12 protein-coding genes and 1 pseudogene are annotated in these 12,051 nt (G+C 67.6%); 12 read left to right on the forward strand and 1 reads right to left on the reverse strand.

Features of this window, described 5'->3' with window-relative positions:
* The 9 genes from RWO33_RS15745 to RWO33_RS15785 form a co-directional block, all read left to right on the forward strand.
* Positions 1 to 656: flagellar hook-length control protein FliK (locus tag RWO33_RS15745; RefSeq protein ID WP_314106105.1), on the forward strand; the 656-nt coding region annotated here is incomplete at its 5' end.
* 131 nt (positions 657 to 787) lie between these two features.
* Complete coding sequence (locus tag RWO33_RS15750; RefSeq protein WP_186308824.1) at positions 788 to 1,321, forward strand: flagellar basal body-associated FliL family protein; 534 nt, start codon at positions 788 to 790, stop codon at positions 1,319 to 1,321.
* A gap of 9 nt (positions 1,322 to 1,330) precedes the next feature.
* Positions 1,331 to 2,338 (forward strand): flagellar motor switch protein FliM, encoded by a 1,008-nt coding sequence (gene fliM, locus RWO33_RS15755; RefSeq protein ID WP_145477734.1) that lies wholly within the window; start codon positions 1,331 to 1,333, stop codon positions 2,336 to 2,338.
* Positions 2,335 to 2,676 carry a flagellar motor switch protein FliN gene (gene fliN / locus RWO33_RS15760; RefSeq protein WP_145477735.1) on the forward strand — a complete coding sequence of 114 codons (342 nt, stop codon included), beginning with the start codon at positions 2,335 to 2,337 and terminating at the stop codon, positions 2,674 to 2,676. The genes fliM and fliN overlap by 4 nt, the downstream gene beginning before the upstream one ends.
* Before the next feature lie 71 nt (positions 2,677 to 2,747).
* Positions 2,748 to 3,074: a flagellar biosynthetic protein FliO gene (gene fliO / locus RWO33_RS15765; protein ID WP_314106118.1), complete on the forward strand. Its 327-nt coding sequence runs from the start codon at positions 2,748 to 2,750 to the stop codon at positions 3,072 to 3,074.
* Positions 3,075 to 3,076: 2 nt separating this feature from the next.
* A complete protein-coding gene (gene fliP, locus RWO33_RS15770; RefSeq protein WP_314106109.1) occupies positions 3,077 to 3,859 on the forward strand; it encodes a flagellar type III secretion system pore protein FliP in 783 nt (260 codons plus the stop codon).
* A gap of 7 nt (positions 3,860 to 3,866) precedes the next feature.
* On the forward strand, positions 3,867 to 4,136 hold the full coding sequence (locus RWO33_RS15775; protein ID WP_102945495.1) for a flagellar biosynthetic protein FliQ: 270 nt from the start codon (positions 3,867 to 3,869) through the stop codon (positions 4,134 to 4,136).
* A gap of 7 nt (positions 4,137 to 4,143) precedes the next feature.
* Positions 4,144 to 4,935, forward strand: a complete 792-nt coding sequence (gene fliR, locus RWO33_RS15780; protein ID WP_145477737.1) for a flagellar biosynthetic protein FliR — start codon at positions 4,144 to 4,146, stop codon at positions 4,933 to 4,935.
* 210 nt (positions 4,936 to 5,145) lie between these two features.
* Positions 5,146 to 7,287: an EAL domain-containing protein gene (locus RWO33_RS15785; protein ID WP_314106113.1), complete on the forward strand. Its 2,142-nt coding sequence runs from the start codon at positions 5,146 to 5,148 to the stop codon at positions 7,285 to 7,287.
* 177 nt (positions 7,288 to 7,464) lie between these two features.
* Here RWO33_RS15785 and RWO33_RS15790 read toward each other — a convergent pair whose 3' ends face one another.
* Entirely contained in the window at positions 7,465 to 8,295 is an 831-nt protein-coding gene (locus tag RWO33_RS15790; RefSeq protein WP_314106114.1) for a DMT family transporter, read from the reverse strand.
* A 115-nt stretch (positions 8,296 to 8,410) separates the two neighbouring features.
* Between RWO33_RS15790 and flhB the strand changes: the two genes are divergently transcribed.
* The 3 genes and pseudogenes from flhB to RWO33_RS15805 all read left to right on the forward strand — a co-directional run.
* Positions 8,411 to 9,541 (forward strand): flagellar biosynthesis protein FlhB, encoded by a 1,131-nt coding sequence (gene flhB, locus RWO33_RS15795; RefSeq protein WP_314106116.1) that lies wholly within the window; start codon positions 8,411 to 8,413, stop codon positions 9,539 to 9,541.
* A gap of 17 nt (positions 9,542 to 9,558) precedes the next feature.
* Positions 9,559 to 11,643 carry a flagellar biosynthesis protein FlhA gene (gene flhA / locus RWO33_RS15800; protein ID WP_314106120.1) on the forward strand — a complete coding sequence of 695 codons (2,085 nt, stop codon included), beginning with the start codon at positions 9,559 to 9,561 and terminating at the stop codon, positions 11,641 to 11,643.
* Between the two features lie 148 nt (positions 11,644 to 11,791).
* Positions 11,792 to 12,051, forward strand: a pseudogene (locus tag RWO33_RS15805) (flagellar biosynthesis protein FlhF); the annotation flags it as partial.

Below are 12,051 nucleotides of genomic sequence, written 5' to 3' on the forward strand. Positions count from 1 at the left end.
CACCCGCATTGCCCGGCGTCGACGCCAACAGCGCCGCGAGCACGCCGGCGCCGCTTGCCCTGCCAGCAGATGCCCTGGTCAGCGAAGACACTGCCGTGCCGGACGCCCTGGCCGACGCCATCGCCAACGCAGCCGGCGACGCCGACGCCCCGACCACCCCGTTCCTGCACGCCCTGCACGCCGCCGCCGAGCTCAAGGCCGCTGCCACCGCCAGCACTCCGTTCCAGGGCGAGCCGACCGCCACCCCGCACATCGGCGGCGACGACTTCGACGACGCCATGAGCGCCCGCATCGGCTGGCTGGTCGACCAGAAGATCGGCCACGCCACCATCAAGGTCACCCCCCACGACCTCGGCCTGATCGAAGTGCGACTGCAGATGGACGGCGACAAGGTCCACGCCACCTTCAGCAGCGCCCACGCCGACGTCCGCCACGCCCTCGAATCCAGCATCCCGCGCCTGCGCGAGATGCTGAACGACCAGGGCTTCCAGCTGGGTAATGCCGACGTGGGCCACCAGCAGACCGCGCAGGATGGGAAGAACGGGAGTGGCAATCCGGCACATGACGGCAGCGAAAGCGACCTGGCCATGACCGAAACCATCGTGTCGCCCGCGCAGTTGATGCGTCAACGTGGGTTGGTGGACGCGTACGCGTAAGGCCGGCCCGACCAACGGTCGGGCCCTACCGCTCTTACCTGCCGTGGCACCTTCGGACCCCGTCAAATTCCCGGCAACGAAAAACCGTCGGGGTTCGGCACAGCGTTTGCATGTAGCCAGGAAGCAATCCTATGGAGCTTCCCCTCGTGGCCGCAGCCGCTGACAAAACCAAGAAATCCACCGACAAGGACAAGGCCGCCAAGCCGCGCAGCCCGCTCCTGGTCACCGCCCTGATCGCCGTGGTCGCCGCTGGCGCCGCCGGTGGCGGCGTGTGGTACTTCACCCAGTCCCACGACGAGAAGACCCCGGCCAAGGCCGCCGCCGCCAAATCGGCCGTGCCCGCCCCCGCCCAGTACTTCGGCCTCGAACCGCCGTTCGTCGTCAACCTCAGCAGCAGCTTCGACGGCCCCCGCTACCTGCAGGTCGAAGTCCAGCTCATGACCCGCGATCCCGCCGCCCTCGAAGCCATCAAGCTCCACGCCCCCGCCATCCGCGCCAAGCTGCTGATGCTCTTCTCCCAGGTCGAACCGGCCCAGATCGCCGACCGTGCCGGCAAGGAAAAGCTGCAGGCCGACTCCCTCGCCGAAGTGCAGAAACTGCTCAAGGCCGAAACCGGCAGCAAGGGCGTCGACGAACTGCTGTTCACCAGCTTCGTCACCCAGTAAGGGCACCCCATGAACGACCTGCTCTCCCAGGACGAAATCGATGCCCTGCTGCACGGCGTCGACTCCGGCGCCGTCGAAACCGAAGTCGACACCATCGCCCCCGGCGAAGCCCGCAACTACGACTTCGCCAGCCAGGACCGCATCATCCGTGGCCGCATGCCGACCCTGGAGATGGTCAACGAACGCTTCGCCCGTCTCTGGCGCATCGGCCTGTTCAACCTCATCCGCCGTTCCGCCGAACTGTCCGTGCGTGGCATTGAACTGATCAAGTTCAACGACTACATGCACTCCCTGTACGTCCCCACCAACCTCAACCTGATCCGCTTCAAGCCCCTGCGCGGCACCGGCCTGATCGTCTTCGAACCCACCCTCGTGTTCGCCATCGTCGACAACTTCTTCGGCGGCGACGGACGCTACCCCACCCGCATCGAAGGCCGCGAATTCACCGCCACCGAAATGCGCGTCATCCACCTCCTGCTCAAGCAGACCTTCGCCGACCTGCGCGAAGCCTGGGCCCCGGTGATGGATGTCGAGTTTGAATACATCAACTCCGAGATCAACCCCCACTTCGCCAACATCGTCACCCCCCGCGAATACGTCGTGGTCTGCCGCCTGCACGTCGAACTCGACGGCGGTGGCGGCGACATCCACGTCACCCTGCCGTATTCCATGCTCGAACCGATCCGCGAACTGCTCGATGCCGGCATCCAGAGCGACCGCAACGATCGCGACGAAAGCTGGGGCACCATGCTGCGCGAACAGCTCAACATCGCCGAAGTGACCCTCTCCAGCGTCCTCGCCACCAAGCGCATGAGCCTGCGCGACCTGACCACCCTGAAGATCGGCGACATCCTGCCCATCGACCTGCCCAGCCAGGTCCCGGTCTGCGTCGAGAACATCCCCGTGTTCACCGGCCAGTTCGGCGTCGCCAACGGCATGAACGCCGTAAAGATCACCGCAACCCACCCCCCGGGCACCCGCCCGCGCGTTCCCGTCATCCAGGAAGACCCGCAATGAACGACATCCTCGAGTCCAACGAACCGGCACCGGCGCAGTTCACCACCCTGCAGTCCGACGACAGCCACGCCGGCGCCGACCTGAACCTCGACGTCATCCTCGACGTCCCGGTCACCCTGTCGCTCGAAGTCGGTCGCGCCCGCCTGCCGATCCGCAACCTGCTGCAGCTCAACCAAGGCTCGGTGGTCGAACTCGAACGCGGCGCCGGCGAATCCCTGGATGTCTTCGTCAACGGCACCCTCATCGCCCACGGCGAAGTCGTCGTCATCAACGACCGCTTCGGCGTGCGCCTCACCGACGTCGTCAGCCCCAGCGAACGGATCCGGAGACTGCGTTGATCGCCGCGGCCCTCCTCGCCACCGCCGCCCCCGCGGCCAAGGTCGGCCAGCATGCCGCCGCCGCGCCCAGCATGTTCGGCGCCGTGCTGGCCCTGCTCGGCGTCCTGGCCCTGATTGTCGGCCTCGGCTGGGTGCTCAAGCGCATGCCCGGCAGCGGCTTCAAGCCCGCCGAAGGCCTGCGCGTGGTCGCCAGCCTCAACGTCGGGGCCAAGGAACGCGTCGTCGTCGTCGACGTCAACGGCCAGCAGCTGCTGCTGGGCGTCACCGCCGGCGGCATCAGCACCCTGCACCACCTGCCCGAATCCCTGCCAACCCCGGAACCGGCGCGCCTGCCGGATCTGAAGAACCTGCCGAATTTCGCCCAGCTGCTGCAACAGCGGCTGCGCAAGGACAAATGATCATGCGTCGCCTCCGAGCATCCTGCATCCGTTACCTGCCGCTGCTGTTCGCGCTGCTGCTGTGCGCCCTGCCCGCACTGGCCTGGGCCGCGCCCGGCGCGCCCGCCGTGCCCAACCTGCCCGACGTGAACGTCGGCAAGATCGGCGGCGCACCGGTCAGCCTGCCGCTGCAGACCCTGCTGCTGATGACCGCGATCACCCTGATCCCGTCCATGCTGCTGGTGCTCACCGCCTTCACCCGCATCATCATCGTGCTCGGCCTGCTGCGCCAGGCACTGGGTACTGGCCAGACCCCCTCCAACCAGGTCCTGCTCGGCCTGGCCCTGTTCCTCACCGCCATGGTCATGCTGCCGGTGTGGCAGAAGGCCTGGGGCAGCGGCATGGCGCCCTACCTCAACGGCGAGATCGACTTCCAGACCGCCTGGACCCTGACCACCCAGCCGCTGCGCGCCTTCATGCTGGCCCAGATCCGCGAAACCGACCTGATGACCTTCGCCGGCATGGCCGGGCACGGCACCTACGCCAGCCCAGACGCCGTCCCGTTCCCCGTGCTGGTCGCCTCCTTCGTCACCAGCGAACTGAAGACCGCCTTCGAAATCGGCTTCCTCATCTTCATTCCCTTCGTGATCATCGACCTGGTCGTGGCCAGCGTGCTGATGTCGATGGGCATGATGATGCTCTCGCCGATGCTGGTCTCGGCCCCGTTCAAGATCCTGCTGTTCGTGCTGGTTGACGGCTGGGTCCTGGTGGTCGGCACCCTGGCCGCCAGCTTCAACGCCGTCTGAGGTTGCCATGACCCCCGAACTTGCCCTGACCGAACTGCGCGGTGGCCTGATCACCGTGTTGTGGGTGGCCGGCCCGCTCCTGCTCACCGTGCTGATCGTCGGCGTGGTCGTCGGCGTGGTGCAGGCCGCCACCCAGCTCAACGAACCCACCATCGCCTTCGTGGCCAAGGCCGCCGCGCTCACGGCGGTGCTGTTCGCACTCGGCAGCCTGCTGATCGGCCACCTGGTCGAATACACCGTCCTGCTGTTCCAGCGCATCCCGCACCTGATCGGATAGCGGCGCGATGGATTCGGCAACCCAGATGGCCGCCGACGGGCTCAACGCCTTCGGCATGATCGGCACCGTGCTGTGGACCATGCTGCGCATCGGCGCCATGATCATGGCGATGCCGCTGGTCGGCAGCCGCGCCGTCCCCTCGCGGGTCAAGGTCATGCTGTCCGGCGCACTGGCCATCGCCCTGTCGCCGATGCTGCCGCCCGTCCCGGCCTGGACCGGTTTTGACGCGGCCACCGTACTCAGCATCGCGCGCGAACTGGCCATCGGCATCTCCATCGGTTTCCTGCTGCGGCTGGTGTTCGAAGCCGGCGCGATGGCCGGCGAACTGGTGTCGCAGGGCACCGGCCTGGCCTTCGCGCAGATGAGCGACCCGATGCGCGGCGGCACCTCCGGTGTCATCGGCCAATGGTTCTACCTGCTGTTCGGCCTGTTGTTCTTTGCCGCCAACGGCCATCTCGCGCTGATCTCGCTGCTGATGGACAGCTACAAAGCCGTGCCGATCGGCACCGCGTTGCCTGATATCGACGCCTTCCTGAATGTCGCGCCGATGTTCCTGCTGCAGGTGCTCCGCGGCGCCCTCACCCTGGCCCTGCCCCTTACCGTGGCCATGCTGGCGATCAACCTCGCCTTCGGCGTGCTCTCAAAAGCCGCGCCCGCGCTCAACCCGATCCAGCTCGGCCTGCCCGTCGCGCTGTTGCTGGGCCTGTTCCTGCTGACCGTGCTGGCCGGCGAAATGGGCCCGCCCGTGCAGCGCCTGTTCGATGCCGCCTTCCAGGCCGCCGACAGCGTCACCCACTGAGGCCGTCGCAAAAAACATACGGCCGGGTACGTCGTCGGCGTGATGGTCGCGTGATCAAAAACCGGGTTTTTGGCAGATTTTGCGCTTGCCTCGCCCGTGCCGATGTCGTCTCATGCGGCTACGGCAGGGGGAACGTGCCGGAGCAGTAGTCGGCATCGCAGCGCGCGAGCCAGACAAATTTGTCTGCTGCCTGAGCCAGGGAGAGTCAGCATGCTGATCGGCAGTTATACCCCGTGGTTGGTCGTGGTCTCGCTGGTGGTCGCCATCCTCGCGTCGTTCACCGCGCTGGACATGGCCAACCGGGTCACCACCGCCCCATCCCCGCGCATCAGCGTACTATGGCTGCTGGGCGGCGGGTGCGCCATGGGCCTGGGCATCTGGTCCATGCACTTCATCGGCATGCTGGCGTTCCGCCTGCCGATCCCACTGGGCTACGACCTGCCGCTGACCGCGGTATCGCTGCTCGCCGCAGTGGCCTCGTCGATCTTCGCGCTGTGGCTGGTGTCGCGCCCCACCCTGCCGCATTCGCGGCTTGCGCTGGGCGCGGTCCTGATGGGCTTCGGCATTGCCAGCATGCACTACATCGGCATGGCGGCGATGCTGATGCGGCCCGGCATCGAGTACCACGCCGGTTGGTTCACCTTGTCGGTGCTGGTCGCGGTTGCCGCCTCGTGGGTGGCGCTGTTCGTGGCCTTCCGCCTGCGCCACAACGACACCCGGCTGCACCACCGGATCGTGCCCGCGGTGCTGCTCGGTACCGCCATCGTTGGCATGCACTACACCGGCATGGCCGCCGCACGCTTCCCCGCCAACAGCATCTGCGGCGCCGCCGCCGGCGATGGCCTGCAGACCCAGTGGCTGGCCGCGCTGGTGATGGTGCTGACCATCGCGATCCTGGCCGTGGTGCTGCTGGTGTCTTGGCTGGACCAGCGCCAGCAGGCCCAGCTGCTGCGGCTGCGCAACCAGCGCCTGCGCAGCTCGCTGGACGACGCCGAGGCCGAACTCAGCCAGGCCGCGCTGCACGACCCACTGACCCACCTGCCCAACCGCCTGCTGCTGCAGCAGCATATCGACCAGGCGCTGGTCGATGCCGAGCTGCGCGGCGGTCGCTTCGCAGTGATGTTCATGGACCTGGACGGGTTCAAGCAGGTCAACGATGCCTATGGCCACCAGACCGGCGACGCGCTGCTGGTGGCGGTGGCCGCCCGCACCCGCCAGCTGCTGCGCCCGACCGACGTACTGGCACGCCTGGGCGGTGACGAATTCGTACTGGTGGTGGCCATCGAGAACGACGAAGACGTGGCCACGGTGGCCAACCGCATCCTGCAGGCGATCGGCAAGGGCAACCTGGTGCCCAGCCACGACCTGCAGGTCACCGCCAGCATCGGCATCGCCATCTGCCCCGACCACGCGGCCAGCGAGCGCCAGCTGATGGGCTATGCCGACGCGGCGATGTACCAAGCCAAGGAAGCCGGCCGCAACGCCTACGTAGTGTTTGCCGCGTGGATGAGCGACAGCGCTGAACAGCAGTTCCGCCTGCTGGCCGACCTGCGCCGTGCGGTCGAGTTGAAGCAGCTGTTCCTGCAGTACCAGCCCAAGGTCCGGGTCAGCACCCACCAGGTGTGCGGTGCCGAAGCGCTGCTGCGCTGGCAGCACCCCGAACACGGCCTGATTCCGCCCGACCGCTTCATCCGCCTGGCCGAACGCAGCGGGGTGATCAACGACCTCGGCCGCTGGGTCCTCAACGAAGCCTGCCAGCAGGTGCGGCGCTGGCACGACGCCGGCCACGACAGCTGGTCGGTGTCGGTGAACCTGTCACCGATCCAGTTCGGCTCCCCCCACCTGCTGCAGGAGGTCAGCGACGCGCTGGAGCGGCATCGGGTCGAGCCGCGCCGGCTGGTGCTGGAGATCACCGAAAGCGCGGTGATGCGCGATACCGACACCAGCCTGCGCCTGCTGCAGTCGCTGGCGCGGCTGGGCGTGGGCATTTCCATCGACGACTTCGGTACCGGGTACTCCAGCCTGCTCTACCTCAAACGGCTGCCGGCCACCGAGATCAAGATCGACCACGCCTTCATCCGCGACCTGGAAAACAGCTCCGAAGACGTGGTGATCGTCTCGGCCATCGTCGCCCTGGGCCACGCACTGGACATGGACATCGTCGCCGAAGGGGTGGAAACGGCCGGCCAGCGCTCGTACCTGGAGCGGCTCGGCTGCGACTTCCTGCAGGGCTACCTGCTCGGCCGCCCGGTCGACCCGGAGCGTTTCATGCAGCTGCACGACCTGCCGCGCCCGCGCATGTCGTTGGCCCCGGAGCTGAACACCCTTGGCGGCGGGCATTTCCTGGATTGACGTGCCAGCCACGCAGGGCGTGGCTCTACGGGCGTTTCCTGGACTGATGCGCCAGCCACGCAGGGCGTGGCTCTACCCGCCCTTGTGGCTTTGCGCCGACCACCCCGTAGAGCCACGCCCTGCGTGGCTGCGCACCGTCCATGTTCCCTACGTCGCTCGCGCGCGATAACGGAACGCTCACGCGAAGCGCAGGATCGCGACCCCGCTGACGATCAGACCGGCGGCCACCCAACGGCGCCTCGGTACGCGTTCACGCAACACCCAGGCCGAAATCATCATCGCGAACACGATGGAGGTTTCACGCAGCGCGGAGACCATCGCCACCGGCGCCTGGGTCATTGCCCACAGCGCCAGCCCGTAGGCGCTCAGCGTACCCATGCCGCCCACGAGACCGTACTGCCAGTTCGACCGGGCGTAGGCCAGCAGCTGCGGGCGGCGCCTCCACAGTGCCCAGAGCGGAAGCGGCAGGCCCGAGAGCAGGAACAGCCACAGCGTATAGGCGACCGGCGCGCCCGACTGGCGCGCACCCCAGGCGTCCACCAGCGTGTAGGTGGCAATGACCCCGGCGTTGGTCAACGGAAGCCACAGCTGTCGGCGCACCAGTCCGTGCGCCATCGAGAGTATCCCGGCACAGATCAACACGATGGCCATCCACGCCGCGGCCGGCAGCGATTCACCCCACAGCAGCGCCGCCAGCACCGCCACCACGATCGGCGCGCAGCCCCGCATCACCGGGTAGGCCGCACTCATGTCGGTCCGCTGGTAGGTACGCGCCACCAGCACGTAGTACCCCGCCTGCAGCACCGTCGAAGCCGCCAGCCACGGCCAGCTGCGCGGATCGGGCGGGCGGACGAAGGGCAGGCAGATCGCGGCGATCAGCGCCGCCGTGCCGGTGACCAGGATCGTGGTCAGCAGGGTGTCGCTCCCCCGCTTGACCACGGCGTTCCAGCTGGCGTGCAGGAACCCGGCGAACAGGACCAGGCAGAACAGGAGCGGCGACATCGGCATCCGTGGCAATGACGGGGTTGGTAGGGTCGCATTCCAATCGACCGCACGTACATCCCCGCGTTACGGAACGGTTCTTGCACCACCCCGGATAACCCCCGTGGTGTGCCCTGCCCCGATGTCCGAAAACGAAGAAGCCGGCGAAAAAACCGAACAACCTACCGAAAAACGCCTGCGCGATGCCCGTGAAGAGGGCAACATCCCGCGTTCGCGTGAGCTGGCCACCGCTGCGGTGTTCGGCGCCTCGGTGCTGGCGCTGATGGCGTTTTCCGGCAGCATGGCCAGTGGCAGCAGGGAATGGATGAAGGCGGCGCTGAGCCCCGAACCCGGACTGCGGTTCGAGCCGCAGGGGCTGTTCAGCCACTTCGGCCACCTGTTCCTGCAGCTGATGCTGGCGATGTGGCCGCTGCTGCTGATCTGCCTGCTGGCCAGCTTCCTGGCGCCGGTGGCGATGGGCGGGCTGCGCTGGTCGAACAAATCGCTGATGCCCCAGCTCAACCGGCTCAGCCCGATGGCCGGCATGAAACGCCTGTACGGGCCCGAAGCCATCGCCGAGTTCATCAAGTCGCTGCTGCGCATCCTGTTCGTCGGCGCTGCCGCCGGGCTGGTGGTCTGGCACGGCATCCGCCCCCTGCGCGACCTGATCCACCAGCCGCTGGAGGCGGCGATGGTCAACGGCCTGGGCTTCACCCTCAAGCTGATGCTGGCCACCGGCGGCGCGATGATGCTGCTGGCCGCCATCGACGCCCCGTACCAGCGCTGGAACTGGATGCGCAAGCTGAAGATGACCCGTGAAGAGCTGCGCCGGGAAATGAAGGAGAGCGAGGGCAGCCCCGAGATGAAGGGCCGGATCCGGCAGATGCAGCACCAGCTGGCCAATCGCCAGATGATGGAAGCGGTGCCCGGCGCCGATGTGGTGGTGGTCAACCCGACCCACTACGCGGTGGCCCTCAAGTACGACGGCGGAAAAATGGGCGCCCCCACGGTGGTGGCCCTGGGCGTGGACGAAACCGCCCTGCGCATCCGTGAAGTGGCCGACGGCAACAAGGTCGCCATCGTCTCGGCGCCGCCTTTGGCACGCGCCTTGTATCGGGAAGGTCAACTTGGAAAGGAAATCCCCGTGAGACTGTATTCGGCCGTTGCCCAGGTGCTGTCCTACGTCTACCAGCTGCGTACCTGGCAGGGCGGGCCGATGCCCGCGGCGCCTAACGTGGACATCGATGAGTTCGGCAAGGGAGGCCGCCCATGAGCGCCCAGCCTGCCGGCATGAACACCCGACGCGCCCTGGACATGATCCGCCAGGGCCTCGGCGCCCCGCTGATCGTGCTGGCCCTGCTGGCCATGGTGGTGGTACCGCTGGCCGCGCCGGTGCTGGACGCGCTGTTCACCTTCAACATCGCCATCTCGCTGATGGTGCTGCTGGCGGTGGTGTACGTCAGGCGCCCGCTGGACTTCACCATCTTCCCGATCGTGCTGCTGATCACCACCATGCTGCGGCTGGCGCTGAACGTCGCCTCCACCCGCGTGATCCTGCTCAACGGCCAGAACGGCCACGAAGCCGCCGGCAAGGTGATCGCCGCGTTCGGCGAATTCGTGATCGGCGGCAACTACGCGGTAGGCATCGTGGTCTTCGCGATCCTGACCATCATCAATTTCGTGGTGATCACCAAGGGCGCCGGCCGCGTCTCCGAAGTGACCGCGCGCTTCATCCTCGACGCCATGCCCGGCAAGCAGATGGCGATCGACGCCGACCTCAACGCCGGTTTGCTGACGCGTGAGGAAGCCAAGGTCCGCCGCGAAGAAGTCCGCGAGGAAGCCGACTTCTACGGTGCGATGGACGGCGCCAGCAAGTTCATCCGCGGCGACGCCATCGCCGGCATCCTGATCCTGTTCATCAACCTGCTGGGCGGGCTGGCGGTGGGCGTGCTCCAGCACGGCATGCCCTTCGGCGAAGCCGCGGCCACCTATACCCTGCTCTCGATCGGTGACGGCCTGGTGGCGCAGCTGCCCGCCCTGCTGGTGTCCTCGGCGGTCGCGATGCTGGTCACCCGCGCCTCGCGCTCGCAGGACATGGCCCAGGCCATGATGGGCCAGGCCTTCGGCCAGCACCGCGCGCTGAGCATTACCGCCTTCATCCTGATCCTGGTGGGCCTGGTGCCGGGCATGCCCAACGTCGCCTTCTTGACGCTGGGTGCCATCATCGGCTTCATCGCCTGGAAGCTGTGGAAGAAGAGCACCGCGGCAGAACGCGCCGCCGCCGCCCCAGCCGCGGCCGGCCCCGGCACCGCGCTCGGCCTGCCCGCAGGCACCCCCTCGCCCACCGCCGAACTGACCTGGGACGAGCTGCGCCCGGTCGACCCGCTGGGCCTGGAAGTGGGCTACCGGCTGATCCCGCTGGTGGACAAGAACCAGGGCGGCGAGCTGATGGCGCGGATCAAGGGCGTGCGGCGCAAGCTCACCCACGACATCGGCTTCCTGATTCCCTCGGTGCACATCCGCGACAACCTGGAACTGGGTGCCACCGCCTATCGCCTGCTGATCCACGGCGTACCGGTGGCCACCGCCGAGATCCACCCCGACCGCGAACTGGCGCTGGACCCGGGCAGCGCGCTGGGCGCGCTGGAAGGCATCGCCGGCAAGGACCCCGCGTTCGGCCTGGACGCCACCTGGATCCAGCCGCACCAGCGCGCCCACGCCGAATCCATGGGTTACACCGTGGTCGACCCGGCCACCGTGGTCGCCACCCACCTCTCGCACCTGATCCGCGAACACGCCCCGGAACTGCTCGGCCACGAAGAGGTCCAGCAGCTGCTGGCCAACCTGGCCAAGAGCGCGCCCAAGCTGGTCGAAGACCTCACCCCGAAGGCGCTGCCGCTGTCGGTGGTGGTGCGGGTGCTGCAGAACCTGCTGATCGAGCGCATCTCGGTGCGCCAGCTGCGCAAGATCGCCGAGTCGCTGGTGGAGCACGCGCCGATGAGCCAGGACCCGGGCGTGCTGACCGCCGCCGTGCGCAACGCACTGGGCCGTTTCATCGTGCAGGAGATCGCCGGGATGTCGGCGGAGCTGCCGGTGTTCACCCTCAACCCGCAATTGGAACGTGTCTTGCAGGAGTCCACCCAGGGCAACGGCGCCGCGCTGGAACCCGGACTCGCCGAGCGACTGCACCAGAGCCTGGCCGAATGTGTCGGCAAGCAGGAAGCGAAGAACGAGCCCGCGGTGGTGTTGGTGCCCGGTCCGGTACGTGCCGCGCTGGCACGGCTGGTACGCCACAGCGTTCCGTCGCTGTCCGTGCTGGCCTACAGCGAGGTGCCCGAGGACAAGCGGCTGAAGCTGGTCGGCACGATCAGCTGAGCCGGAACTCCGACAGCAACGCGTCAGAAAACAGACACCCCCATTTCGTATTCACCGCAGCAGGACAAGAAGGGAACCCCGGACCGTGCAGACCACCGACAACCAGCGCTTCCCTTCCACCCCCCAGCCCCAGTCCCGGTACCACAGCATGAAAATCAAACGCTTCGTCGCTCCCGATATGCGCTCGGCCATGAACCTGGTGCGCAAGGAACACGGTCCGGATGCCGTGATCCTGTCCAATCGCCGGATCGAGGAAGGCGTGGAGATCGTGGCCGCGGCGAACTATGACGAAGGCGCGGTGCAGCGTGCGCTGGAAGCGGCGCGCAAGGACGTGGCCCCGCCGCCGCCGGCCCCGCGCCCGCGCAATGCCGCCGATGCGGTGATCGCTGCGGTCACCCGCCGCAAGGC

It is taken from the genome of uncultured Stenotrophomonas sp. (genome assembly GCF_963519925.1).
Lineage (GTDB): Bacteria > Pseudomonadota > Gammaproteobacteria > Xanthomonadales > Xanthomonadaceae > Stenotrophomonas > Stenotrophomonas maltophilia_AE.

Bases quoted from the DNA above. Each gene is read 5' to 3' on its own strand.
- RWO33_RS15750 (WP_186308824.1), top strand. From the start codon at position 788: ATGGAGCTTCCCCTCGTGGCCGCAGCCGCTGACAAAACCAAGAAATCC.
- fliM (WP_145477734.1), top strand. From the start codon at position 1,331: ATGAACGACCTGCTCTCCCAGGACGAAATCGATGCCCTGCTGCACGGC.
- fliN (WP_145477735.1), top strand. From the start codon at position 2,335: ATGAACGACATCCTCGAGTCCAACGAACCGGCACCGGCGCAGTTCACC.
- fliO (WP_314106118.1), top strand. From the start codon at position 2,748: ATGTTCGGCGCCGTGCTGGCCCTGCTCGGCGTCCTGGCCCTGATTGTC.
- fliP (WP_314106109.1), top strand. From the start codon at position 3,077: ATGCGTCGCCTCCGAGCATCCTGCATCCGTTACCTGCCGCTGCTGTTC.
- RWO33_RS15775 (WP_102945495.1), top strand. From the start codon at position 3,867: ATGACCCCCGAACTTGCCCTGACCGAACTGCGCGGTGGCCTGATCACC.
- fliR (WP_145477737.1), top strand. From the start codon at position 4,144: ATGGATTCGGCAACCCAGATGGCCGCCGACGGGCTCAACGCCTTCGGC.
- RWO33_RS15785 (WP_314106113.1), top strand. From the start codon at position 5,146: ATGCTGATCGGCAGTTATACCCCGTGGTTGGTCGTGGTCTCGCTGGTG.
- RWO33_RS15790 (WP_314106114.1), bottom strand. From the start codon at position 8,295: ATGCCGATGTCGCCGCTCCTGTTCTGCCTGGTCCTGTTCGCCGGGTTC.
- flhB (WP_314106116.1), top strand. From the start codon at position 8,411: ATGTCCGAAAACGAAGAAGCCGGCGAAAAAACCGAACAACCTACCGAA.
- flhA (WP_314106120.1), top strand. From the start codon at position 9,559: ATGAACACCCGACGCGCCCTGGACATGATCCGCCAGGGCCTCGGCGCC.